Source organism: Planococcus sp. CAU13, assembly GCF_000775575.1.
GTDB lineage: Bacteria > Bacillota > Bacilli > Bacillales_A > Planococcaceae > Planococcus.
The window spans coordinates 1-23,264 of the sequence record NZ_JRGN01000223.1 but is presented as its reverse complement, the minus strand read 5'-3'; the positions used below and the strand labels follow the sequence as shown (position 1 = coordinate 23,264).

The following is a 23,264-nucleotide window of genomic DNA, read 5'->3' as shown; positions in this document are numbered from 1 at the left end:
CAGTTCTGATTTTATTGGCGGGGCAAAACGATCTTCCTGTACAGATGGACAGCGAAGAAATAATAGCCGCCGTAAATCGCCAGGAAAATCAGGATGGAAACCCATAGACGGTAATAGGGGTCATCCATGATGAATGTGAACATCCGCATACCGACAAAGACATGCAGCAGACCCAAAATGCCGGGAAACAGGAAAACGACCAGAATTTCACGATAGATGGAATTTTCAAGAAGTCTGCGGCGCACACCCAGTTTCCGCAGGCTGTCGTAACGACGAATGTCATTGCTTGCGCCGGACAGAATCTTGAACATCAGGATGCTTGCCATCATCGTCAGAAATGCAAGGCCGAGGAAAAAGCCCATGAAAAATGTTCCGCTTGCTATGGCGTATTGTGCTTTGAACTGGGAGTACTTGGTCGCGACAGAATCGGTCTTTGGATCAAACCCGGTAAAGAGATCTGTGTAAACGTCCAACTGCAGCTCATCCAGCTTCTGCCACTCCCCGATATAGGCAGAAAAATCATCTGTTCTTGCCAGCAGAATAGAAATTTCCTCTCCTTCCGCAAGTTCATATTCTTCAAGCGGAACGATGCGGGTAGATTTCGTGCCTTCAAGAGCAGGGTTGATCGCATACAATGCAGTAAACCATTGGTCAGAGATAATTTGAGAGCCGTCAACAATGTCCAGCTTTTCCGGCAGCGGATCGGGACGGACTACTTCATACGTGACAAAGTCTCTGATCAGCGGAGGTGAAGCATTCAGTTCTTCCTGAACAAGATACATAAACTCATCATCCAATTTCATGCGGAAAGTGAGTTGTTCGTCAACTGGAATTGAATTTAAAACAGCCGTTTCGGCAGCGCCCGGGTTGTAAAGTGTGGCATCATACTGCCAATATTCATCAATCGATGTGAAAGCATTATTTTTGAAGGCGAATCCTCCTGCAATGGCGCCGGCAGACAATGCAATCAGCATCGCAATGGTGGCGAGCACCCACTTCAGGGACGATAGCCGGAAGTTAAGCTGTCCGGATGTGAAAGAATGGAGCCCTTTGAAATTGGCTCTTTTATTGCGTTTCCAATTTCGCACAATGTTTGGCAGCAGCGCCGTGAACAGCAGGTAAGTGCCGAGCGTCGTTGCTGCCGGAGCGGTGAAAAGACCGATAAACCGGAGCTGCTCCATAAAATAGAGTGCTGAATAACCGATTCCAAGAAAAAAGATGCCAAGCAGAATCTGCAATGCCGAGCCTTTTGGCTCCGCTGGTATCCCATCATTGTGCATATCGGAATGCAATAATTCGATGATGGAGGATTTGGCAAGCCGTGTGTTATGAACGGTCGACGTAATGAAAGAAGCGGTCAGGAAATAGGCCATGGTCCAGAAAACCGCCGGTAAATAGACGATCTTGAATTGCGTGAATTCGACATTCAGGCTGTTCATCAACAGCCAGGAAACTAGACGGGCTAAAATGATTCCGAGCATCAGACCGATGGCGAGTGAAATCGCCGTAATGGCCATAGTTTCAATCTGGAAGACGCGTCTGATCTGAAACTTTTTTGCGCCGATCAGTTCGTACAGTCCATACTCCTTTTTCCGCAAGGACAGCAGAAATGAGTTGGTATAGAACAAATAGAAAAATGTAATGATGGAAAGCATCACTGTGCCTACCAGGAAGACCGCCTGGATATTATTGATGACGGAATTTTGCAGAATGAATTCCTTGTTCAGGGACATGGTGAGGAACATATAAAATACAGCGATGGAAATGATCAGGCCGGTAAAAAGAATGAGATAATCCCGCTGTTTCTTTTTCAGACCGTTAAATGCCAGCTTCAGGATCATATGCGGACACCTGCCACAGGGCGGCGGTCCAAGTCGCCGAGAACAGCCAGAATTTCCTGATGGAATTCTTCGCGCGTGCCGGCCGGAAAGAGCTCGCGGTCCAGTTTACCGTCTTTTATAAACAGGAGGCGGCTGCAATAGCTGGCGCTGCGCGGATCGTGGGTCACCATCAATATGGAAACCTTCCGTTCTGCATTCAAATCGGCTAAGGTATCGAGCAAAGTAGCGGCGTTTTGTGAGTCGAGTGCGCCGGTCGGTTCGTCTGCCAGCAGGAGCGTCGGTTCGTGAATGAGAGAACGCGCGATGGCTGTCCGCTGTTTTTGACCGCCTGACAGTTCAGCCGGGTATTTTTCCAACAGATCACCGATGCCAAGAATGGCGGAAACCTGGTGTACGCCCGCCTGGATCTTCTCTAATTTTGTATTTCGGAGAGACAAGGGCAAAGCGATATTTTCAAAGACAGTCATATTTTCCAGTAGATTAAAATCCTGAAAGATGAATCCGAGGTTTTGTGAACGGAAGTCCGATAACTGATCTTCGTTCATGGCCGAAACAGAAATTCCATCAATCGTGATTTCACCGCTCGTCATCGGATCCAGTGTCGCCACCATATTCAATAAGGTGGTTTTCCCGGAACCGGAAGGGCCCATGATGCCGATAAATTCACCTTCATTCATGGAAAAAGATAAATCGCGGATTGCCGTGTAGGCGGCAGTGCCTTTTTTGCCGTATGTCTTTGAGATGTTTGAAGCTTCTAAAATGGTTTTCATATTATTTCCTCCAGTCGCGTTATCATGAGTATTAACTGTAGTGTACTGGAGAAATCTGAAGAATTATGATGCATAAAAATGAAGAATTCTTAAGTTATCCAAAGCAAAAGAAACTGCACACAAAAGTACGCAGCTTCTCAAAAGATATCAGCAGAACAGAAATTTTCGTCAGAAAAGAGAGGGCCGTAAGTTCATGAATCCAGTTGCTGAGGCTTGTTATTGCCGTATGGCACAGGATACAGCTGGTTTACTCCGCTTTCTTCATCATGCGCCCGCGTCAATGACATTCCTAAAACTTCCGTGAGCATCAAATCGACTGTATAGACGGGATTTTTCCCTTTTACGAAATGCCCCCCAAAAACCGAGCCGTTCTGATCGGCGATGGTGCCATGCAAATGGATGTCGAATTCTTGCGCTCTTTTGCAGACAAGTCCGGTGCCGTTCAAAAATTCGATAGGCCCTGCAACTTCCTGCAGTTCTCCGTAACTGGCGCCAAGATTAGCAGAAGAATCAGGTACCAGGTAATAGTACCCCGATTGCTGGAGACTGCCGAAACAGGTGGAAATTTGTGCATAGGAAATGCCGTTTTCCCGGCATAATTCTTCTATTCCCGTCAGCAGGTCTGTGCCAGGTAGCAGCCTGGCAGCAATGGAACGGCCCAATGAACCGGCAGCATATTGGATACGGGTCTGTTTCTTCATTTTCATAACCCCATTTCTTTTCTAACTATCATATAGCAATCATCCAAATTTTCAAGAGAATAAAAAAATATTGAAAAAACGTTTGACTTTCACAAATTGGTGCGATAAATTATTCAATAAGGTTTCGGCAATTGAATAAGCAATTAAATCTCTTATCGAGAGTAGCGGAGGGACTGGCCCTATGAAGCTCGGCAACCACACATGTTAAATACATGTAAAGGTGCTAAATCCAGCAGAACAGATATGTTCTGGAAGATAAGAGAGGATGAATTTATGATGAATTTGTGCCTCTCTTTCTTTATGGAAAGAGAGGCTTTTTCTTGTTCTAAACCTAATAACATTATTGGAGGAAAATAAAATGAAAAAAATGGTTGTATTTGGAGCATTCGCACTGGCAGCAGGATTATTGGCAGGGTGCGGCAGCAACGCAGAATCAGGTGAATTGAGCGAAGACAAATTGGTTATCGGTGTAACATCCGGGCCTCATGAGCAGATCATGGAAGTGGTAGCCGAAGTGGCAGCTGAAGACGGCTTGGAAATCGAACTGAAAGTGTTCACGGATTATGTCCTGCCGAATACCGCGCTGGCTGAAGGCGACCTCGATGTCAACAGCTATCAGCACAAACCGTTCCTGGATGCATTCAATGAAGACCATGGTACGGATCTTGTCGCCGGAGCCACTACGATCCTGAATCCGATGGGGGTTTATTCGAATGAATATGCTTCGATCGAAGAATTGCCGAAAGGTTCAACGTTCGGCTTGCCGAATGATCCGACAAATGGTGCACGGGCATTGTTCATCCTGGAAGCAGCGGGAGTCATCACGCTGAAGGAAGGGACGGAAGAGACGGCTTCCATTTTTGATGTTGAGGAAAATCCACTGGAACTTGAGTTCATTGAACTGGAAGCGGCACAGATTCCGAAACAATTAAGCGAGTTGGATGCTGCCGCCATCAATACCAACTGGGCGATCGAGGCAGGATTGAATACCTTGGAAGATTCGATTTTGCTGGAATCCAGTGAATCGCCGTACGTCAATTACATCGTTGTCAGAGAAGAGAATAAAGATGATGCTGTGCTTGAAAAGCTGAATGCGGCATATCAGTCGGATAAAGTGAAGGCGTTTATCGAAGAAGAATTTGACGGATCGGTTTTGGCAATCTGGTAAAAAATCTTGGAAGCCGTGTGGTCAAAAAGGCCACTGGCTTTTCCTTTTTAGAGGGAGGTGCAGGCAACGTGATTCAACTTAAGAATATTTCAAAAGAGTATAAGTCGAAAAAAGGGGTCATACGAGCGGTGAATGATGTGTCCCTGCATGTGAAAAAAGGCGAGATCCACGGCGTCATTGGCTATAGCGGTGCAGGAAAAAGTACATTGATCCGGTGCGTCAATTTACTGGAAGCCCCAACCGAAGGAAAAGTGCAGGTGAACGGCCGCGAATTTACTAAACTTACAAAAAACGAATTGCTGGATGAACGCAAAAAAATCGGCATGATCTTTCAGGGCTTCAATTTGCTGCGTACGGCTACGGTTGCAGAAAATATCGCCATTCCCTTAAGGTTAATCGGCATCGAAGGCCGGGAAGTTCCGGAACGTGTGGAAAAATATTTGGACATTGTCGGATTGACGGATAAGAAAAACGCTTATCCCGGCCAATTATCCGGAGGGCAGAAGCAGCGCGTCGCCATTGCGCGGGCACTTGCACAGGAACCGGAAGTGCTGCTGAGCGATGAAGCAACCAGTGCGCTCGATCCAGAAACCACCGAGTCGATTTTGGATCTGCTGTTGAAAATCAATGCGGAATTTGGGATTACGATTTTATTGATCACGCATGAAATGCACGTCATCCAAAAGATTTGCGATCATGTCTACGTCATGGAAGCTGGGGACATCGTTGAAGACGGGCCGGTAATCGACTTGTTTTCAAAGCCGCGCCATAAAACGACGCGCAGTTTCCTGAATACCATTTCGCAGCGCAAACTTTCCAATGATTTTGTCAGCAACCTGAAACAGACAGGATCCGTTCTTCGTTTGACGTTCCGTGGAGATTCAACGGGTGAACCGCTGCTTGCCGTTGTAGCTAAAGAATTCAATGTGAAGCCGAATATCCTGACGGCCAATATTATGGAACTTAAAAACGGCGTCATCGGAAATCTGGATGTCCACCTTGCTGGTGAACAAGAGGAAGTCGGACGTGCGCTGGCATTTCTGAATGCTAACGGCGTCGCGATCGAGGAATGGGAGGTGCAATATGGAAAGGCTTGATACGTTCATAAACCAATGGCTGCCGGTCATCGGGACAGCCGTGCTGGAAACCGCACAGATGGTCCTCATTTCGCTGGTCATTTCCGCGATTCTTGGAATTCCACTCGGCATCCTGCTCGTTCTGACGCGAAAAGGGCAGGCATGGGAAAATAAATGGATTTACCAGATCCTGAATTTATTGGTCAATATCATTCGTTCTATCCCTTTCATCATCCTGCTGTTTTTCATCCTGCCATTCACTAAAATTATTGTGGGCACGACAATCGGCGTGCAAGGTGTAATTGTGCCCCTCGTCATCTATACGGCTCCTTACATCGCACGCCTGATGGAATCTTCGTTATTGGAAGTGGACAGCGGTGTGCGCGAAGCCTATGAAGCAATGGGCATCAAAACGCATCATATTATCTGGAACGTATTACTGCGCGAGTCGCGGCCATCGATTGTACTTGGCCTGACGATTGCGACGGTTGGTCTGATTGGCGCTACGGCTATGGCCGGGCTTGTCGGTGCAGGCGGACTCGGTGACCTGGCGTACCGCTATGGGCATCTGCGTTACGAGGTCGACGTCATGTATGCAACTGTATTCATCCTGATTGTTCTTGTTCAAGGCATCCAGAGCTTCGGAAATTATTTCTCGGCACGCTTGAAAAAAGATTAAAAGGAGAGAGCAATCATTATGCAAAAGGAATTATACCTGGAGAAAGACGGAGCGATTGCAACGATTGTCATCAACCGGGCAGATCAGCGCAATGCATTTTCACTCGATATGTTCAAATTACTGCCGTCCCTGCTGACAGAAGCGGCTGATGATCCGGCGGTCCGCGTGCTGATTGTGAAAGGCGTAGACGACCGGGCATTTTCAACCGGAGCGGATATCAAAGAGTTCATGGACAACCGGTTGTCCCAGTCAAAAGCGAAAAACTACAACGATCATGCGTTGGCGGCCATCGAGCAGCTTTACCGTTTTCCGAAACCGACGATTGCCCTGATCAGGAAACTGGCGATCGGTGGCGGTCTCGAGCTGGCAATGTCCTGCGATTTCCGCATTGCGTCAAGCGACAGCAAATTCGGCATCACAGCCGCACGGCTCGGCATCATCTATAACCTGCGCAGCACGAAACGGCTGATGAACGTCATTGGCCCTGTGAAAACGAAAGAATTATTGTATACCGGCAAATTGATCAAAGCGGAAGAAGCAGTGGAACTGGGCATTATCCAACAGCTTCATGAAGGCGATGCGGCCAATGCTGCGGCACTCGATTTTGCACATGAATTGTCAACTGTTTCTTCGACGGCGATGCACGGCAATAAAAAAGTGATCCAGGCAATTATTGACGGTACACAGTCGGAAGATGCAGAAATGGCCGAACTGATACTGGATTCGTTCGAATCCGATGATTATAAAGAAGGCATCCAGGCTTTTCTGGAAAAACGGGAGCCGAATTTCACAAGATAGAGGAGGAAATCGGATGAGCAGCATAGTAAAGGGAGACGCGTTGCTGAAAAGCATTGTTGCGCAGAAAGACAACCCGCTGACGCACGAGGAATGGGAGGCAAGTGCCAAACAGAAAATGGAGCCCCATAAATTCGGCCATATTCGTTCCGGTGCCGGAGCAGAAGAAACGCTGCGGCGAAATCGTTCCGCTTTTTCCAAATGGGCGATTCTGCCGCGTGTGCTGAAAGATGTATCAGCCATCGACACCTCACTTACATTATTTGGTCATACTTATAAACATCCATTTTTGCTCGCGCCAATCGGCATGCAGAAGCTGGCCCACGAAGAAGGCGACCTGGCTTCTGTACGGGCTGCTGCAAAATGGGATGTTCCGTTCATCGCGAGCACGGTCTCCAGCTATTCCCTCGAAGACATCGCAGAAGCGGCAGGGGACAATCCGCGCTGGTTCCAGCTTTACTGGTCCAACGATGAAGCAGTCTCTTTCAGCATGCTGAAGCGCGCAGAAAAAGCGGGCTACGAAGCAATCGTCGTAACGGTGGATACAGTCATGCTCGGCTGGCGGGAAGAGGATCTGCGCAATGGATTTTCCCCATTGCGTGCAGGCGTCGGGAAAGCAAATTACGTCAATGACCCGGCGTTCATGGCATCTTTGCCGGACGCGACTGACGACAGCATCATCCAGGGAATTTTAAAAAATGTCTATCACCCTTCATTTGACTGGAAGAAAATTGATAAGATCAAACGGGCGACCACTTTGCCGGTGCTGCTGAAAGGAATCTTGCATCCAGACGATGCCATGCTTGCAGTGGAAGCGGGCATTGACGGCATCATCGTGTCGAACCACGGCGGCCGCCAACTGGACGGCGTGGCAGCTTCACTCGACGCATTGCCGCTCATAGCGAAAGCGGTGGGGGGCCGCATACCGGTCCTGCTCGACAGCGGTATCCGAAGAGGAACCGATCTTGTCAAAGCACTGGCGCTCGGCGCGGATGGAGTTCTGTTGGGGCGACCGTATATTTATGGGCTCGCTGCAGGCGGACAGGCAGGCGTTGAACAGGTGCTGGGCAATTTTATAGAAGAAACCCGCGTTTCACTCGCCTTAACCGGCATTTCAAAAATCACAGAATTATCTTCCGTGGAATTGATCAGGGAATAGGGGGAGATCAGCATGAAACAGGCGTTGCATGGCATGCGGGTCGTGGATTTGTCGCAAGTGCTCGCAGGCCCATACTGCACAATGGTGCTGGGTGATATGGGTGCCGACGTCATTAAGATTGAAAAAACGGGCGGCGGGGACGATACCCGAAAAATGGGCCCTTATATTAATGGAGAAAGCTATATGTATATGATGGTCAATCGCAATAAGCGGGGCATGTGCCTGGATTTGAAATCTCCGGAAGGATTGGCGGTTTTCAAGGAATTGATCCGGTCGGCTGACGCGGTGATAGAGAACTACCGTCCGGGAGTGGCGGCAAAGCTGGGAATTGATTTTGATACCCTGCATGCCCTCAATCCTTCGCTGATTTATTGTTCGATTTCTGGCTACGGGCAAACCGGTCCTTACAGCCAGAAAGGCGGTTACGACATAATGGCGCAGGGACTAGGCGGCTTTATCGATATGACCGGGGAAAAAGAAGGGAAGCCTGTAAAAGTGGGAATCGCCATCAACGACATTGCTGCAGCCCAAACGGCGATTCAATCGATTCTGGCCGCTTATATCCACCGATTGAAGACAGGCGAAGGGCAATACATCGATGTGTCATTGGTCGACGCCGGGCTGGCGTGGACCGTCTGGGAAGCAGCCGCTTATTTCGGCAAAGGCGAAGTGGCATCCCGAAATGGCACGGCTCACCGGGTTTCGGCTCCTTATCAAGGGTTTGAAACAAAAGATGGTTCCATTTTAGTGGGTGCCGGCAATCAGAAATTATGGGAGAAATTCTGTCTGAAAGTCGCAGGCAAACCCGAGTGGCTGCAAGATCCGCGCTACGAAACGAACAGTAAGCGGGCTGAACATGCTGCAGAACTGGAAAAGGACATCGAAGCGGTATTTGCGGAAAAGCCGTCGGAACATTGGCTTGGGTTGCTTGAGGCAAGCGGCATTCCGTCCGGTCCCATCTATTCTTATGACCAGACGTTGGCGGATCCGCACATCAATTTCCGCCAGATGGTTCAACATTTCGATCATCCCAAAGCCGGTACTGTAAAGACGCTTGGTTTTCCCGCAAAGCTGTCTGAGACGCCCGGTGCGATCAACAGGCCGGCACCGACACTGGGCCAGCACAATGAAGAGATTCTAAAGGAAATCGGTTTTTCATTCGTGGAAATTGAAGACCTGGAAAATAAAAAAATCATTTTATAAAATCTTGAGATAAAAGGGGTTGCCCGCAAAAGTCATGAAGGATGACTTTTGCGGGCAACCCTTTTATGTTCTATTCTTTTTCCGTCAGGAATGTGATCACCACGAACAGCAGTACCGCCAGGAGCAATAATGTCCGGCAGAATAGGTACATATATTGAATATCAATTTTCAGTGGCAAAGATTTGAATGTTAAAGATGCACGAGGCATCAGTAAAATAAAAGTTTTAAAAATGCAATCTTCCGTTTCACTGACCGCTATTCGGGAATAAAGGGACTAACATGAAAGAGGAGGGATTCGAATGGCAAGAGACAAGAACAAAGATGAGCTGCAGACGAATCAGCGCGATCTGGAATTGAGAGAACAAGCACAGAACTACAAAGAAGAGATTAATCTTCCCGAACAGCGATTGCGCGGCATGGACAATGACAATAATGATGACAAGTACAATAAGGAAAAATAAACATGATTCCCGCATCCTGGAATTTCCAGGATGCGGGTTTTGTTATGTATCCAATTTTTCAGGGATGTCCATCTGCTCAGCATCCTGGCGCTGTTAACCATCTTCTTATTCGTCTTCGGCATGTACCGTTTGAATACCCGCACAGCGGCATAAGTCCAGAGGTTTTTACAACAAACGTGTAACTTTTACCGCTGTTCAACGAACTAATGGAAAAAGGGGCTCATTTTAATGAAAAGCAGATGGATTCTTTTATTTGCCTTATCCTTACTTCTGGTTCCTGGCCAAAGCTTCGCTCTTTCCTGTGCAGAACCTTTGCCAGTTGACATCGCTGCCGATAATTACGATGGGATCTTAATTGGTTCAGTGCGAGGGATCGAAAGCACCAATGGAGCAAAAAAGCTGACGATTGATGTAGAGAAAAGCTTCAAAGGAGTAAATAGGCATAAAATTACTGTCCATGAAGACATTACATGGGGAGAAAGCCAAGAAGGTGCAACTTATCTGTTTTTCCTCAAAAAAGATAAAGATAAATGGGTTCATCCCCTTTGTTCACCGAGCACGTACAATACAGATTTAGCAGAAGAACATTTTGGTGATCAGGAGGAAATACCGTTGCAGGCAGTTGAATTGTACGCCTATGATTCAGATAATACCCTTGCCACTGTAATGATTGCAACGCTTTTACTAGGGATATTAGCTGCAATTATTTGGATCTTGTCGGCCAGAAAAAGAAAAAATGCATAGCCTGTAAATTTTCATAAAACTAAAACTGCTCAGACGAGATGTCTGAGCGGTTTTAGTTTGTCTACAGTTTTATTGCCATGCGTTTTGTCAGCAGTCGTATGGATATAAGCAGGGCAGTGTTCAGGATCAGTGAGCCGATTACTGCGATAACAGGGCTGGCATCAGCCGGGCTATGAGGTATTAACGGGATTATAGAGCTAAGATCAGCATCTCCCCAAAAATATCCATTTATGCTGATTGCAAGGATTGCAAGTGCGACAAACACAAAACCGATGAGCCAGCCATAACGGTAATAGCCGACACCGATGAACCACCCAACCAGGTAATAGGTCAGCATGTTCAGGTAATAATAGCAGGCGGCTGCAAACCAGCCTGCAGCCGGCTCGAACATATTCGTGACATCTGTCTCAAGCGGCAACGACATAGAACCGGCAATCAGTTGCTCGATTGCATTTAGCACAAGAGAAATCAGAGTGACAGCAAAGGTCAATGCCAAAGCGGCAATCGCTATACCCAGATAGCTGTCTTTTCGTGTTACCCCTTGCTGAACAAAGAGTCCCATGAAGACATATACGCTAATGATTCCGCAGACCAGCAAGAAAATAGAGACTGAATGGGTGGAGAATACAAAAAATCCAAGCAGCTGTTCATCCGTAATATTTACGATGATCAATCCGATGATGTGTGCGGCAGTAAGAAAACCGAAAAACCATAGACTCCATTTGAATTGCTCATGAAATGTGCCGCGGGCGATTTTGGGATAAACTTGATCTTGTTTCATTTAATGCTCCTCCTCTGTTAAGTGGATAAATAAATCCTGCAGTGAGACTGGACCGATTTCGATTCCACTTTGCAAGGCGTCTGATAGGCGGTCTTCTTCCAGTGCCCCGTAAACCATGACTTTTTTTGTTCCGCCTAGTTTTTGTTCATTCAATATTTTCAAATCTGCTGCAAATGCATCAACCTGATCCGCAGCTCCTGTAATCGAAGCTCCTCTGCTGATAACTGTTTCATAATCTTCGTTAAGAAGCAGTTTACCCTGATCGATTATGACGACATTGTCGAAAAGATAATCCATTTCAGACACGAGATGAGTGGAAAGGATGAAAGTGCGTGGATGTTTTGCCTGATCTGCCAAAATTTCCTGATAGAAAATCTCTCGTGCAGGTGCATCCATTCCGAGATAAGCTTCATCAAATATTGTTATTTCTGCACGGGAAGCGAGTCCTATCACAACGTTCATTGCTGATTTCATACCTTTTGAAAGTTTGTAAACGGGTTTATCGATTGGCAATTTGAATCGTTTGATTAAATAATCGGCATATTCCTTGTTAAAATTTGCACGGAAACTCTCTGTAATTTCTAGCACAGAGGGAATCGTATCATACTCATTGTCGTAATTTTTATCGTAAACGAACATCACTTTTTGCATAATTTCAGAATTTTCAAAAACCTCTTTGCCGTCAATGTTGATGTTGCCTGCAGAAGGTTCGCGAAAAGCCGCGATCAGTGACAGCAGCGAAGTCTTCCCGGCTCCGTTTCGGCCGATCAGTCCGTGGATCTTGCCTGCTTCAAAGGTCAGGGTAAGATTCTTCAATGCTTCGAACTTCTTAAAGGTTAAAGAAACATCTTGCAATTTGATTTCGCTGGACATTATCCATCAATTCCTTTCGCATTTTTTATCAAGTGAATTATTTCTTCTTCCGTAATCCCCAATTTTTCCGCTTCCATGACAAGTCCTTTTACAAAATTATCCACAAATGCTTCCTTCCGCTGATTCACCAGCGTCTTTTTGGCTCCCTCTGCGACAAACATCCCGATCCCTCTTTTCTTGAATAAGATTCCTTCTTCAACAAGCTGATTGATTCCTTTGGACACGGTGGCGTGATTGATCTTGTAGAAATCGACGAGCTGGTTGGTAGACGGCGCCTGTTCGCCTTCTTTCAGCTGATCATTGACAATCTGGTCTTCGATGGACTCCCGTACCTGGATGAAAATCGGTTTATTCGAATCAAATGCGCTGCTCAATAAAAGCACCTCCTGCTTACATAGTATAACGGTTATATACTTATGTGTATAACCATATACCCTTGTTCGATAGTTGTCAATCCTTTGCTATCAAATTTTCTGATTTTTTATGGAACCTAAAAAAGGCCCTCATCAATAATATGATGAAGGCCTTTCCAGTTAATGCAGTTATTCTTCCCGTACATCCAATTCAAGCGGCCGAATAAAACCCCATGGCGCAACGGCGATGGTCGCCTGGAGCTGGACCGCTTTTTCCAGTTCAGGTCCGCGGCCCTGCTCCACGTAAAATTGTTCTAGCTGGGGTGCGCTCAGACGGTCGCCATAGGAGTAGCCGCTGATGGCACCAAAGAAAGGTTCCCGGCTGATCCGGTCAATAACGGCAAAGCCGTCACTGCCTTCTTTCAGGCTGAAATAGATATCACCCTGATAGGCGGTACTTGCCTCATTAAGATCAGGATACTGCAGCATGACGTATTCGCCGTAGAAGGGATCGAACGGATCAAAAGGTTCTGCGCGCAATTTGTATTGTTCACCAAACCACGAAGCCGAATAGAACGCAGCGACCAACAGGACGATAAACAGTGTCATAGCAATTGGCAGGATCCATTGTTTCATTTTCATGCTTCTGCACCTTCTTTCCTGCGGTTCAGCCACCAGGCGGCTCCCGATAAAGCAAACAGCAGAAGGGCGCCGATCAGGAAGAACAGCGACATATCAAGCCGTTCCCATGCATAAATCACGTAAATCACGAACTGCACCAGGATGAAATAAACGAAGCCAGGAGCAAGCGGCCCGTTTTGGCGCTGGGCGATAATGAGATAGGCGAGTGCGCTCACTTCAGCGACGGCCGCCAATCCAAGAGCCGTATTGTCAAACAGCAGCAGCCCGACAGCCCCGAGAATCGAAATCCAGATGATGCTGCGGAATTTCGTATACGAGATGAACAAAACAGCGAACCCGGCAGCAGCAAGTGCGATGGATTCCGGCCAGTTCAGATCGACCAGCGACAATTCCGTTTCTCCTCTGAGCGCCAGGTAAACGACCAGCATAATGGCACCAAAAATCAGGTAGAGAGGCGACAGTAATTTCTGTGTGCGATCTGGTACCAGAAACAGCACCAGCACAAGAGCGAACAAGGTCCAAATCGGCCAAAACGGGCTGTTGTACGTGACCAGGTCCCACATCAGCAGCCCGGAAAAAAACAGCAGCATCCAACTGAAAACTTTCGATGCGCTGTCTTTGCTGAAATAGAACCAGGCAAGTGAGATGGCGACAAACATACCCCATTCAATCCAGCCGGTATTCGGCAGAAACGATGTGAGCGTATTGATGCCGAAAATGAAGGCGATGATGGCATAGACCAGGTGGTGCCATTGGAAATAATGGGCGAGGGCAGCGATGAAAACGGCCCACGGTAAAACGGAATTCGACAGGGTGAAATGGAAAGTCTGGGCTGTGATCAGAATGCTGGCACCGAACATAGCAAGGCCGAGAAGCCTGAACAGCAGCGGCTGGCCGAGCCCTTTCTTTTCGGAAAAATGGGCTAGGATGTAGAATATCCACATTAATCCGACAGCCAGCGCCACTTTCAGCAGCTCTGGTATCGCCTGCCAATTGGCAGCGATAAAACTGAATACCGCCAAAGCGAAGAAAATTAATCCGATCAGCAATAACAAAGGAACTTTTTTCTTTTGGGGCTGTTTCTTTTCAAACGCCAGGATGCGATCCATTGCCGTTTGATCAAGCAGCCCTTCATTGCGCCACTGAACCAGCTTTTGTTCCAAATCCATAATGGCACCCCCTTTTTCTTACTTACATTATAATCCCGATAAATGCGAATAGATAGAATGTGACGGGACGAATGGCATGAAAAATTCAACGATCTGAAGGAGCAGGCATTAAATTTCGAAAACAGGGGAGAAAGCTGGTTAATGCAATAAATTCAAAAAACCGGCTCGCCCACGTTAAATGGAAAGCCGGTTCGTTTATGAAATTGACTGTTTCTGCCTTACACAACACCGATTAAAATTGAAATGGCCAACAGCACAATGCTGAAGCCCCACATGATCGGCAGGGAATAGCGGATGTGACGGCCCATTTCGAGGCCGGCCAGTCCAAGCGCAAGCCACAAGGCAGGAGAGAACGGGCTGACGAAAGTTCCAATGATGTTCCCGATGATCATGGCATAGGCCGCAGACAGCGAAGAAACGCCGAAGCCGGTAACGACCTGTTCAACAATCGGGAACAATGCGAAATAATAAGCATCCGTGCTGAGCAATAAATCAAACGGCACGCCAAAAAATCCGATGATGATATGCAAATATGGAATAACGAAAGCCGGTAAAATCGTGACAAGGTCAGTGGCAATCGAGTCGAGCATGAGCGTGCCATTTAAAATTCCGAGGAATGATCCTGCGGCAAGAATAATCGCAGCCATCAGCAAAGCGTTTGGCGCGTGGTCCTTGATGCGGTCCATCTGATCTTTCATATTCGGGTAGTTCAGCGGCAAAGCGATGCTGACTCCGATAATAAAGGTAAATCCGGCAGGGATGACTCCCCAGACTAAAACACCTATGACGGAGAGTGCAAGTATGGCGTTGACCCAAAGCAATTTCGGCCTTCTGAGAGCGGCAGCTTTTTTGGACGCTTTATCGTCTGCTCCTTCGACCAGCGGCTTCGCTTCTTCATAAATAGCATCATTTAAATTGCCACGCTTGGCAATCAGACGCTTTTCACGGATAGCCAGCAGGACCGCCAGCCCGATCAACATCACAAGACCGATTACCTGAACTTTGATCAGCGGACGCCATAACTCGGTGACGTCCATTCCGAGAACCGCTGCAGTTCGGCCAAGCGGACCGCCCCATGGCACCATATTCATAATACTGGCAGCAAGGCCGACCAGCAATAACAGTAAATAAGGGTTCATTTTCAGCCGTTTGTAAAGTGGCAGCAGCGCCGGAATCGAAATCAGGAATGTGGATGCCCCTGATCCGTCCAATTGGGCGATGGCAGCTATTATCACAGTGCCGACTGCAACAGCGATGATATTTCCTCGTGAAATGTCGATCATTTTATTGATCAATGGATCGAATAATCCCACGTCCTGCATGATACCAAAGAAAAGAATCGCAAAGATGAACATGACAACGACGCTCATGACATCACTTATGCCGCTGTTGAAGAATTCGCCGATTTCGCCGAAACTAAAGCCGGCAGCGAAAGCGGCAACGATCGGCACCAGTACAAGTGCGGCAATTGGCGTGACTTTATTGCTGATGAGCAGACCAACTATTACTACTATGGTCAATAAACCAATAATACTTAACATCTAAATTCCTCCAGACAGAGATTGAAAATCGGAGGGGCTTTGTGAAAACGCATACAAAATGGAGTTGACACGACAAATCCCTCTGTTTCTAAGTTGTAGGTATAAACTTAGCACAGAGGGATTTGAAAAATAAGATTATTTGATTAAGGCAATTAAAAAGCATTTTGGCCCTTTTGTTCATTTTGTTCACGGCTGTAACGGCGTTCGGGCCGGCCGATTTCTCCGTAATTCAGCTGCGCCTGCACTTCGCCCGCTGATACAAGATGTTCCAGATAACGGCGCGCAGTAGAGCGGCTGACACCTACTGCTTTTCCAGTTTCCATGGCGGTGACACCGGCAGAGGATGAAGACTCAAGAAAATCTTTGATGCCCTGCAGTGTCAGTGGATCGATGCCTTTGGGCAAGCCGCTTTGCGGCGCAGCAGGCTCTGTTTTCGGACTGTACTGGATGCCGAGCAATTGATCGATATCGTGCTGCGCCATCGCATCTTTTGCGGCGAAAATTTCTTTCCGCTGCAGATAGCGGCGGAGTGCCAGTTCAAAGCGGCCGAAATCGGCGGGTTTGAGGATATAATCGAAAATTCCGCCCCGGACAGTTTCTTCGACCGTAGCCGTTTCCGCTGCTGCAGTCAGCATGATGATGTCGATTCGCGGGAAATTTCGGCGTATGTCATGGAACAAATCGAGTCCATTCCGGTCCGGGATAAAGACATCCAGCAGAATGAGGTCCGGCAGCCATTCAGCGGATGCCAGAAAGCTCATCGCTTCCTGGCCTGTTTTTGCGATTTCTTCAACCGAAAAACCTTCGACCTGTTCGACGAGCTGCTGATTAATGGCAGCTATCCGAAAATCATCTTCAATGATCATGACACGGAATTTGCGCTTCATATTTTCAGCTCCTTTTTAGGCAGGGAAACGACAAAGCACGCTCCGCCAAGTTCACTTTCTTCCATATGCACTTCTCCTCCGGCGAGACTGATGAATTTCCTGGTGGTGCTGAGGCCATATCCGCGGTCAGAACCGGTTTTTGAAGAAAAGCCTTCTTCAAACAGGCTGGTTTCCTGTGAAGCGGCAATTCCGGGTCCGGAATCATCGATTTCAAGCAGAATGTCTTCACCGACATCAGTAAAATACAGCGAAATTTGCCGCCTGTCAGGTGCCTGTTGTTTAACGGCATCGATTGCGTTATCGATCAAATTTCCGATTGCCGTGAGCAGCGCCTGTTTTTGCTGTTCGGATAAACCGGTGTTCAGCCGGCTTTCAGGGTCAATGGACAATTCGACCTGCTGTTCACTCGCCTGATTCATTTTGCCGAGCAGAATGCCGCTGATCAGCGGATCTGCCACTTTATCGATCAATTGGCGGATCCATTCCTGCTGGACATCCTGCTCCATCCGAATAAAATCGAGCGCCTCGCTCTTTTTACCTAGATGGAGCAAACCGGAAATGGTATAAAGCTTGTTCGAAAATTCGTGGGTCTGGGCTCGCAGTGCGTTGGCATATTGTTTTACATGGGTGAGTTCTTTCGTCAGTTTGTCAATCTCTGTTTTATTGCGGAAAGTGGAAACGGCACCGACCAGCAGCTCCTCATAGAATATCGGACCGGAATTGACATAGACCGCGTGATCTCCGTATCTTTGCTCTTCATCGTAATGGCTTTCCTTCGTTTCAAGTATGCCTTGAAGTTTGGAAGAAGGGAGCACAGTCTGGATTGGCCGGCCGATGAGAGGGGCCGGATGGGTATCTTCTCCGAACAGGAGTTGTTGCGCCACCTGATTGATCAATATGATATTACCCTGGTTGTTCACGGCGATGATGCCTTCCCGGGTTGACTGCAAAATCGTCTCTTTCTGCAGCAGCAGATGGGAAATTTCTTCCGGCTCAAGTCCATGAAGTTTCCTTTTGATATAGGAAGCAATGGCGATGGAGACTGCGATTGCGCCAAGCCCGATTGCAAGCAACATGAACCAGATCTCCTGATTGTAATTGCCGGCCAAAGTCTGGATATCTGCAGCCAGAAAGCCGACCGAAACGACGCCGACAACTTCCCCGTCATCGAATACGGGAACTTTCGCACGCAGCGAATTGCCTAGAGTGCCTGTCGCTTTGGAAATATAGGATTCACCACTTCCCAACGCTCTCTGATTGTCTTCGCCAACCATTTTTTTACCGATCTGCGATGGATTCGGATGAGAGAAACGTATTTCTTCTCTATTGCCCACAACGATGAACTCGGCTTCAGTCGCCTGCTGCACGGGCGAGACAAGCGGCTGGATGATGGACGCCGGATCGTCTTCACCGAATGCTTCCGCAATATCCGGATTCAGCGCAATGCTTTCCGCTACAGCCAATGCCTGTTCCCCTAATTGCGTTTCAAGTGTATCCGTTATGAAGTATTGGAGGAAAATGCCCATGATGAGAACGACTGCTGAGATCAGCAGTCCTATCAACAGGATCATCCTCTTTTTCAAAGTCAGCCGGCTGCTCTGTGCAGCCATCCGGTCCTGGATATCGGATTCGCGGAAATGAATCATACAATAAGCTCCTCACTGTCTTTCTGCTTTTGCCATAATACCATAGAAGGCGGGGAAGAGAAGAAATGAAGATTTGAAAAAATACTGGAATTGCAAAAAGGCTTCCGGACATGCAGAAGCCTTTTGAAATGATTGTTGAGTTTCTTTTATACTTCGAGCTTTCCGCGGAACGCCCTGCTGGCGTAATACGAATCCGCGCCATTATGGTAAGTGAAAACTTGCCCATAGCGATAATCACAGAAAATGGCGCCGCCGTGTTCCCGGATCCTTTCCGGCGTTTTCACCCAAGTGGATGTTTTCTTGTCAAAAGCGCCGAATTTGTGCAGTTCCCGGTATTCATCTTCAGTCAGGACTTCGATGCCCATTTCAGCGGCCATATCCATCACTGTATTTTCCGGCTTGAATTTCTTGCGCGCTTCCCATGCTTCCCGGTCATAGCAGAGGCTGCGGCGGCCCTTCGGTGTTTCAGCCGAAAAATCGTAAAAGAAATAGACTTCTTCCTGAGGTTCCAGAACTGCCACATCCGGTTCGCCGCCTGTTTCTTCCATTTGAAACAGCGACCACAGCTTCTCCGGATTTTCTTCCAGTTTTGCCTGGACTTTTGACCATTCGATGCCTTCATGGCGATGCATGTTTTTTTCGAAACGGGTTTGCAGTTTCGCGAGCAATTCTTCCTGCTGATCCGGCGATAATTCTTTTCTTGCCATTGGTGGTCCCTCCTTAGCTTTTGTTTCTTTGTAAGTTAAGTATATACAAAACCTTTCCTGAATAGAATGGTCTGGCAAATACCTGTGGAACAAGTGCGAACGGGAAAATATTATAATAAGAAACTAGTGAAACTTTTAAACAGACTATTCCGTATATTTTAAAAAAGGAAAGGCTGGCGATGGTGATGGTGGCGGAAACGAAAAAGAAAAGGGATCGATGGTGGATTTTCGACTTGCTGATTGATGCGGGAGAGTTGCTTATTTTCATACCGCGGGGAGTTTTTCGATTTATTAAAGAGATTTTCTAAGTGGAACAAAACAAAGCTTTCGGATTAATTCGCAGCCGAAAAGGGTAGTTTTAAGGAATAGAGTCACCCGGTGAACGGGAAAAAACCGAAGAGGAGAATGATGATGGAAATCCTAAAACGCTTCAGAGATATTATGACAAGCAATATTCATGCAATGCTCGATCAGGCGGAGGATCCGGAGAAAATGATCGACCAGTATCTGCGTGATTTGAACAGCGATCTGGGTAAAGTGAAATCGGAGACGGCTGCCATCATGGCGGCGGAAAAACGTGAACGCCGGGAATTGGCTGATGTGCAGAAAGAGATGGACGATATGCAGCGTTATGCGGTAAAAGCGCTGGAAGCGGGCAATGAAGACGATGCGCGGAAATTCCTCCAGCGTAAAGCCGAACTGACGGAGCGCGAACAAGGACTCCAGACAGCTGTCGAAATGGCTGCGGCCAACACGCAGCAGATGCGCCAGATACACGATAAACTGGAAGAAGACATCGGCGAACTGGAATCGCGCCGCCAGGAATTGAAAGGCAAAGCGGCTGTTGCCAAAACGCAGAGCCGCATGAATGAAATGGGTTCATCGATGGGCGGGGCTGGAGAGCGCATTTCCGCTTTTGATGCCATGGAGAAAAAGATCAACCAGCAGCTGGATGAGGCGCAGGCGATGTCTGAACTCAACAAAGGTTCGGGAGACAATATCAAAGACCTCGCGAAAAAATATGACGACGATGCGAACGTCGATGCGGAGCTGCAATCATTGAAGTCCGGCATCAATGTCGACGATGAACTGGAAGCGCTGAAATCCCAGGTCAATAAGGGCGAATAATGACTGGTACCCATATGTTATATGCTGCGCTGAAGGGAGGGGGACGGGTTGGTCACTCATTATAAATGCCCGAACTGCGGATCGGATATGGCGTTCGACGCCACCACCGGCCATTTGTCCTGCCCGAACTGCGGGCGTCAGGACGATATCGAAACTTTTCCGGCGGAAAATATCCAGCAGGAATTCGCTCCTGAAGAAGCAAAGGAATATCATTGTGAAAACTGCGGCGCCGTCCTTTTGACAGAACCGGAAACGACCGCGACACACTGCAGTTTCTGTGGTGCGGCGGTCGTGCTTTCTGACAGGCTGACGGGGGAATTCGCCCCGGCAAAAGTGATTCCGTTCACGATCAGCAAAGACGAAGCGGTGGCGGCATTCCGCAAGTGGACGAAAAATGGCCGTTTGACGCCGCGCGGCTTTATGAACGGCGACCGCATCAAGAAAATGACCGGCATGTATGTGCCGTTCTGGCTCTATGACATAGACGGCAAAGCCGAAGTGGCCGCAATCGGTACACGGGTCCGCACTTATCAGCAGGGCGATACCGTAATAACGGAAACCGATTTCTATGATGTTTACCGTGAAATTGACCTAAGTTATTTAAAGGTGCCGGCGGATGCATCCGAAAAAATGGATGATGAACTGATGGATAAGCTTGAGCCTTATGATTACAGTGATTTGAAAGATTTCCGAATGCCTTATCTGGCGGGCTTCCTCGCCGAGAAATACGATTACGATGAAGATGCATTGTTTTCACGAGTTGAATCGAAAATCGTGCCGTACATCGATTCCTTTATCGGCAGCACGATATCCGGCTATTCAACTGTCAGCTATACAGATAAACACATCAACGCTCACAAGAAGAAAGTATATTACACCTTATTCCCGGTATGGATGGTCTACTATGATTTCGAAAACAAAGAACACACTTTTGCAATGAACGGCCAAACCGGGAAAGTCGTCGGCAAGCCCCCGATCAGCGGCGGAAAAGTCGCTGCCTGGTTTACGGGCATTGCCGTTTCGACGTTTGCAGTATTGAAAGCCATCTCCTATATGGTGGGAGGTGTTCTTTGGTGAGAAAGCTGTCTTTGAAAACCCTGGCTTTGTTTTTATTGCTGACAGTATTTATGAGTTTTGGCGGCATTGCAGCTTTTGCCCAGACCGACCAGCATATATATGACGGGGCAGGATTGTTGAGTGAGACGGAAATCCAGGATCTGGAAGCATATGCTTCTGAGAAGAGCCGCGAGAACGGGGCGGATTTCCTGCTGTTGACGACGGACAGCACGAATGGTTTGCCGATAGAAACGTATATGGGGAATTTTTTCGATGAGTGGGCTGACGAAAACGGCCAGGAGAATGCCGTTCTGCTGACCATCGATATGGGCGGCCGTAATTTTTATCTGGCCGGTTTTGGAACAGCTGAGACGCGTCTCGACAATCAGCGCGTCGAAATGGTGCTCGACCGCATCACTTCTTATATGGTGCAGGGGCAGTATGCCGGCGCGTTCCGGGAAACGATCGAAACTTCAGATCGATATATGGAATATCGTCCGGGCGTCAACCCCGAGAGCATCTTTTTAAAGACGTGGTTCCATGCAGCGGCAGGTCTGGTGCTTGCCGCCATCATCGTCGGTTCGATGCTTTACAACTCAGGCGGCCGCAATACGACGACGCCTGCGACTTATATCGACCGGGACAATACGCGCGTCGTCCGGGATTCGGACCGTTTCCGCAATAAAACCGTTACGAGGCGCAGGATTCCCAAGAATAATAATTCAGGCGGCGGTTTTGGCGGCAGTGGCGGCATGACCGGCGGAGGCCGTTCATTCAGTGGCGGAGGCCGGAGCTTCTAGCCGCCAATCGAACTAAAGGAAGGAATGAACAATATGGTGTTTTTCGGCAATCAATTTGCAGATGTCGTGGAATGGGACGAGTTTCGCGATGACATGATTTTTTATAAATGGGCCAATAAAGAAGTCAAAAAAGGAAGCCGGCTGATCATCCGTCCCGGACAGGATGCAATCTTCCTCAATAATGGAAAGATTGAAGGGATTTTCGAAGACGACGGCGAGTATGATATCGAATCACAGATTGTTCCTTTTCTGTCGACTTTGAAAGGTTTCCGGTTTGGTTTCAACAGCGGCATGCGTGTCGAAGTGCTGTTCGTCAACACGAAAGAATTTGTCGTCAGATGGGGCACGCAGAATCCGATCAATATTCCGGCTCCGGGTATGCCGGGCGGTATGCCGATCCGGGCGAATGGAACGTTTCAGTTTAAAGTAAATGATTATATCAATTTGATCGATAAAATTGCCGGTGTTCGTACAAGCTATACAGTTGATGATGTAAAAATCCGCATTACCGCTGTGCTCGATCAGCTCCTGATGAAATGGATTCCGAAAGAAGGCAAGGACATGTTCAACCTGCAGGCCAATGCACACGATATTGCAAAAGGCATACAGGATGACTTGGATATGCAGGTCATGGACGACGGCTTCAAAATTACCGGTTTCCAGATCATGAGCTTTAATTATCCGAAGGAAATCCAGGATATGATCAATAAAAACGCATCTCATGGAATGGTCGGCGACATCTCGAGATACCAGCAGATGTCCGTCGCTGATGCGATGGGCAAATCGTCGGGCTCCAATACCGCGTCTGATATGGCCGGCATGATGATGGGCATGAACATCGCGAAGGAAATGATGGACAAGCAAAAAGAAGCCGGTTCAGGCATGGACAGTGGTGGACAGGCTGAATCCAGCGGCGGAAAAGGCCCGAACTTCTGTCCCAACTGCGGTGAAAAAGTGAGCGGCGCCAAATTCTGTCCAAATTGCGGAGAGAAACTGGCGTGAGTTAATAAATGGAAACTGCCGTATCCCATGACTTAAACAGGGTACGGCAGTTTTTTGAGTTCGCTGGCTTGCCGATCATAAA

General features: G+C 47.8%; 24 protein-coding genes and 1 riboswitch. Of the genes, 12 read left to right on the top strand and 12 right to left on the bottom strand.

Annotation, left to right across the window (positions count from 1 at the left end):
- Window positions 1–11 precede the first annotated feature (11 nt).
- From KW93_RS10410 to KW93_RS10400, 3 genes are all read right to left on the bottom strand, one after another.
- Complete coding sequence (locus KW93_RS10410; protein WP_033542947.1) at window positions 12–1,841, bottom strand: FtsX-like permease family protein; 1,830 nt, start codon at window positions 1,839–1,841, stop codon at window positions 12–14.
- The gene (locus tag KW93_RS10405) at window positions 1,838–2,611 is read right to left on the bottom strand and encodes an ABC transporter ATP-binding protein (RefSeq protein WP_033542946.1); all 774 of its coding nucleotides are present in this window, start codon (window positions 2,609–2,611) and stop codon (window positions 1,838–1,840) included. Before KW93_RS10405 ends, KW93_RS10410 begins: the two co-directional genes overlap by 4 nt.
- A 191-nt stretch (window positions 2,612–2,802) precedes the next feature.
- Window positions 2,803–3,312, bottom strand: a complete 510-nt coding sequence (locus KW93_RS10400) for a PPC domain-containing DNA-binding protein (protein WP_033542945.1) — start codon at window positions 3,310–3,312, stop codon at window positions 2,803–2,805.
- A 149-nt stretch (window positions 3,313–3,461) separates the two neighbouring features.
- A riboswitch (SAM riboswitch) is annotated at window positions 3,462–3,574 on the top strand.
- Window positions 3,575–3,670: 96 nt separating this feature from the next.
- On the opposite strand from KW93_RS10400, the gene KW93_RS10395 reads away from it, so the two are divergent.
- The 8 genes from KW93_RS10395 (at window position 3,671) to KW93_RS10365 (ending at window position 10,597) form a co-directional block, all read left to right on the top strand.
- Window positions 3,671–4,480 carry a MetQ/NlpA family ABC transporter substrate-binding protein gene (locus KW93_RS10395; protein WP_033542944.1) on the top strand — a complete coding sequence of 270 codons (810 nt, stop codon included), beginning with the start codon at window positions 3,671–3,673 and terminating at the stop codon, window positions 4,478–4,480.
- A 68-nt stretch (window positions 4,481–4,548) separates the two neighbouring features.
- On the top strand, window positions 4,549–5,577 hold the full coding sequence (locus KW93_RS10390; RefSeq protein WP_033542943.1) for a methionine ABC transporter ATP-binding protein: 1,029 nt from the start codon (window positions 4,549–4,551) through the stop codon (window positions 5,575–5,577).
- Window positions 5,564–6,235 carry a methionine ABC transporter permease gene (locus KW93_RS10385; RefSeq protein WP_033542942.1) on the top strand — a complete coding sequence of 224 codons (672 nt, stop codon included), beginning with the start codon at window positions 5,564–5,566 and terminating at the stop codon, window positions 6,233–6,235. The genes KW93_RS10390 and KW93_RS10385 overlap by 14 nt, the downstream gene beginning before the upstream one ends.
- A gap of 18 nt (window positions 6,236–6,253) precedes the next feature.
- Window positions 6,254–7,033 carry an enoyl-CoA hydratase/isomerase family protein gene (locus KW93_RS10380; RefSeq protein WP_033542941.1) on the top strand — a complete coding sequence of 260 codons (780 nt, stop codon included), beginning with the start codon at window positions 6,254–6,256 and terminating at the stop codon, window positions 7,031–7,033.
- Window positions 7,034–7,046: 13 nt separating this feature from the next.
- Complete coding sequence (locus tag KW93_RS10375) at window positions 7,047–8,189, top strand: alpha-hydroxy acid oxidase (protein WP_033542940.1); 1,143 nt, start codon at window positions 7,047–7,049, stop codon at window positions 8,187–8,189.
- A gap of 12 nt (window positions 8,190–8,201) precedes the next feature.
- Window positions 8,202–9,392, top strand: coding sequence for a CaiB/BaiF CoA transferase family protein (locus KW93_RS10370; protein ID WP_033542939.1), 1,191 nt, complete (start codon window positions 8,202–8,204; stop codon window positions 9,390–9,392).
- 299 nt (window positions 9,393–9,691) lie between these two features.
- Window positions 9,692–9,853, top strand: a complete 162-nt coding sequence (locus KW93_RS17480; RefSeq protein WP_161787040.1) for a hypothetical protein — start codon at window positions 9,692–9,694, stop codon at window positions 9,851–9,853.
- Between the two features lie 228 nt (window positions 9,854–10,081).
- The gene (locus KW93_RS10365) at window positions 10,082–10,597 is read left to right on the top strand and encodes a hypothetical protein (RefSeq protein ID WP_033542938.1); all 516 of its coding nucleotides are present in this window, start codon (window positions 10,082–10,084) and stop codon (window positions 10,595–10,597) included.
- Window positions 10,598–10,658: 61 nt separating this feature from the next.
- On the opposite strand, the gene KW93_RS10360 is transcribed toward KW93_RS10365, so the two are convergent.
- From KW93_RS10360 to KW93_RS10320, 9 genes are all read right to left on the bottom strand, one after another.
- Window positions 10,659–11,378, bottom strand: coding sequence for a hypothetical protein (locus KW93_RS10360; RefSeq protein ID WP_033542937.1), 720 nt, complete (start codon window positions 11,376–11,378; stop codon window positions 10,659–10,661).
- Window positions 11,379–12,251 (bottom strand): ATP-binding cassette domain-containing protein, encoded by an 873-nt coding sequence (locus KW93_RS10355; RefSeq protein WP_033542936.1) that lies wholly within the window; start codon window positions 12,249–12,251, stop codon window positions 11,379–11,381.
- The gene (locus KW93_RS10350; protein WP_033542935.1) at window positions 12,251–12,625 is read right to left on the bottom strand and encodes a GntR family transcriptional regulator; all 375 of its coding nucleotides are present in this window, start codon (window positions 12,623–12,625) and stop codon (window positions 12,251–12,253) included. Before KW93_RS10350 ends, KW93_RS10355 begins: the two co-directional genes overlap by 1 nt.
- A 168-nt stretch (window positions 12,626–12,793) precedes the next feature.
- The gene (locus tag KW93_RS10345) at window positions 12,794–13,246 is read right to left on the bottom strand and encodes a GDYXXLXY domain-containing protein (RefSeq protein WP_235318400.1); all 453 of its coding nucleotides are present in this window, start codon (window positions 13,244–13,246) and stop codon (window positions 12,794–12,796) included.
- A complete protein-coding gene (locus KW93_RS10340; RefSeq protein WP_033542934.1) occupies window positions 13,243–14,415 on the bottom strand; it encodes a DUF2157 domain-containing protein in 1,173 nt (390 codons plus the stop codon). Before KW93_RS10340 ends, KW93_RS10345 begins: the two co-directional genes overlap by 4 nt.
- 218 nt (window positions 14,416–14,633) lie before the next feature.
- Window positions 14,634–15,956, bottom strand: coding sequence for a CitMHS family transporter (locus KW93_RS10335; protein WP_033542933.1), 1,323 nt, complete (start codon window positions 15,954–15,956; stop codon window positions 14,634–14,636).
- A 152-nt stretch (window positions 15,957–16,108) separates the two neighbouring features.
- The gene (locus tag KW93_RS10330; protein WP_033542932.1) at window positions 16,109–16,843 is read right to left on the bottom strand and encodes a response regulator; all 735 of its coding nucleotides are present in this window, start codon (window positions 16,841–16,843) and stop codon (window positions 16,109–16,111) included.
- Window positions 16,840–18,489, bottom strand: coding sequence for an ATP-binding protein (locus KW93_RS10325; RefSeq protein ID WP_052131558.1), 1,650 nt, complete (start codon window positions 18,487–18,489; stop codon window positions 16,840–16,842). Before KW93_RS10325 ends, KW93_RS10330 begins: the two co-directional genes overlap by 4 nt.
- A gap of 146 nt (window positions 18,490–18,635) precedes the next feature.
- A complete protein-coding gene (locus KW93_RS10320) occupies window positions 18,636–19,196 on the bottom strand; it encodes a DUF4256 domain-containing protein (protein WP_033542931.1) in 561 nt (186 codons plus the stop codon).
- A 411-nt stretch (window positions 19,197–19,607) separates the two neighbouring features.
- On the opposite strand from KW93_RS10320, the gene KW93_RS10315 reads away from it, so the two are divergent.
- Genes KW93_RS10315 through KW93_RS10300 form a run of 4 tightly spaced genes read left to right on the top strand, consistent with a single transcriptional unit; the run spans window position 19,608 to window position 23,182 of the window.
- Window positions 19,608–20,324: a PspA/IM30 family protein gene (locus KW93_RS10315; RefSeq protein WP_033542967.1), complete on the top strand. Its 717-nt coding sequence runs from the start codon at window positions 19,608–19,610 to the stop codon at window positions 20,322–20,324.
- A 48-nt stretch (window positions 20,325–20,372) separates the two neighbouring features.
- Window positions 20,373–21,401, top strand: coding sequence for a TFIIB-type zinc ribbon-containing protein (locus KW93_RS10310; protein ID WP_033542930.1), 1,029 nt, complete (start codon window positions 20,373–20,375; stop codon window positions 21,399–21,401).
- Window positions 21,398–22,180, top strand: coding sequence for a TPM domain-containing protein (locus tag KW93_RS10305; RefSeq protein WP_235318399.1), 783 nt, complete (start codon window positions 21,398–21,400; stop codon window positions 22,178–22,180). The genes KW93_RS10310 and KW93_RS10305 overlap by 4 nt, the downstream gene beginning before the upstream one ends.
- A gap of 33 nt (window positions 22,181–22,213) precedes the next feature.
- Window positions 22,214–23,182, top strand: coding sequence for an SPFH domain-containing protein (locus KW93_RS10300; RefSeq protein ID WP_033542928.1), 969 nt, complete (start codon window positions 22,214–22,216; stop codon window positions 23,180–23,182).
- Window positions 23,183–23,264: the final 82 nt, after the last annotated feature.

What these genes read in the sequence shown, in the direction of transcription:
- KW93_RS10410 (WP_033542947.1), bottom strand. Translation starts at nt 1,841, where the DNA reads ATGATCCTGAAGCTGGCATTTAACGGTCTGAAAAAGAAACAGCGGGAT.
- KW93_RS10405 (WP_033542946.1), bottom strand. Translation starts at nt 2,611, where the DNA reads ATGAAAACCATTTTAGAAGCTTCAAACATCTCAAAGACATACGGCAAA.
- KW93_RS10400 (WP_033542945.1), bottom strand. Translation starts at nt 3,312, where the DNA reads ATGAAGAAACAGACCCGTATCCAATATGCTGCCGGTTCATTGGGCCGT.
- KW93_RS10395 (WP_033542944.1), top strand. Translation starts at nt 3,671, where the DNA reads ATGAAAAAAATGGTTGTATTTGGAGCATTCGCACTGGCAGCAGGATTA.
- KW93_RS10385 (WP_033542942.1), top strand. Translation starts at nt 5,564, where the DNA reads ATGGAAAGGCTTGATACGTTCATAAACCAATGGCTGCCGGTCATCGGG.
- KW93_RS10380 (WP_033542941.1), top strand. Translation starts at nt 6,254, where the DNA reads ATGCAAAAGGAATTATACCTGGAGAAAGACGGAGCGATTGCAACGATT.
- KW93_RS10375 (WP_033542940.1), top strand. Translation starts at nt 7,047, where the DNA reads ATGAGCAGCATAGTAAAGGGAGACGCGTTGCTGAAAAGCATTGTTGCG.
- KW93_RS10370 (WP_033542939.1), top strand. Translation starts at nt 8,202, where the DNA reads ATGAAACAGGCGTTGCATGGCATGCGGGTCGTGGATTTGTCGCAAGTG.
- KW93_RS17480 (WP_161787040.1), top strand. Translation starts at nt 9,692, where the DNA reads ATGGCAAGAGACAAGAACAAAGATGAGCTGCAGACGAATCAGCGCGAT.
- KW93_RS10365 (WP_033542938.1), top strand. Translation starts at nt 10,082, where the DNA reads ATGAAAAGCAGATGGATTCTTTTATTTGCCTTATCCTTACTTCTGGTT.
- KW93_RS10360 (WP_033542937.1), bottom strand. Translation starts at nt 11,378, where the DNA reads ATGAAACAAGATCAAGTTTATCCCAAAATCGCCCGCGGCACATTTCAT.
- KW93_RS10355 (WP_033542936.1), bottom strand. Translation starts at nt 12,251, where the DNA reads ATGTCCAGCGAAATCAAATTGCAAGATGTTTCTTTAACCTTTAAGAAG.
- KW93_RS10345 (WP_235318400.1), bottom strand. Translation starts at nt 13,246, where the DNA reads ATGAAAATGAAACAATGGATCCTGCCAATTGCTATGACACTGTTTATC.
- KW93_RS10340 (WP_033542934.1), bottom strand. Translation starts at nt 14,415, where the DNA reads ATGGATTTGGAACAAAAGCTGGTTCAGTGGCGCAATGAAGGGCTGCTT.
- KW93_RS10335 (WP_033542933.1), bottom strand. Translation starts at nt 15,956, where the DNA reads ATGTTAAGTATTATTGGTTTATTGACCATAGTAGTAATAGTTGGTCTG.
- KW93_RS10330 (WP_033542932.1), bottom strand. Translation starts at nt 16,843, where the DNA reads ATGAAGCGCAAATTCCGTGTCATGATCATTGAAGATGATTTTCGGATA.
- KW93_RS10325 (WP_052131558.1), bottom strand. Translation starts at nt 18,489, where the DNA reads ATGATTCATTTCCGCGAATCCGATATCCAGGACCGGATGGCTGCACAG.
- KW93_RS10320 (WP_033542931.1), bottom strand. Translation starts at nt 19,196, where the DNA reads ATGGCAAGAAAAGAATTATCGCCGGATCAGCAGGAAGAATTGCTCGCG.
- KW93_RS10315 (WP_033542967.1), top strand. Translation starts at nt 19,608, where the DNA reads ATGGAAATCCTAAAACGCTTCAGAGATATTATGACAAGCAATATTCAT.
- KW93_RS10300 (WP_033542928.1), top strand. Translation starts at nt 22,214, where the DNA reads ATGGTGTTTTTCGGCAATCAATTTGCAGATGTCGTGGAATGGGACGAG.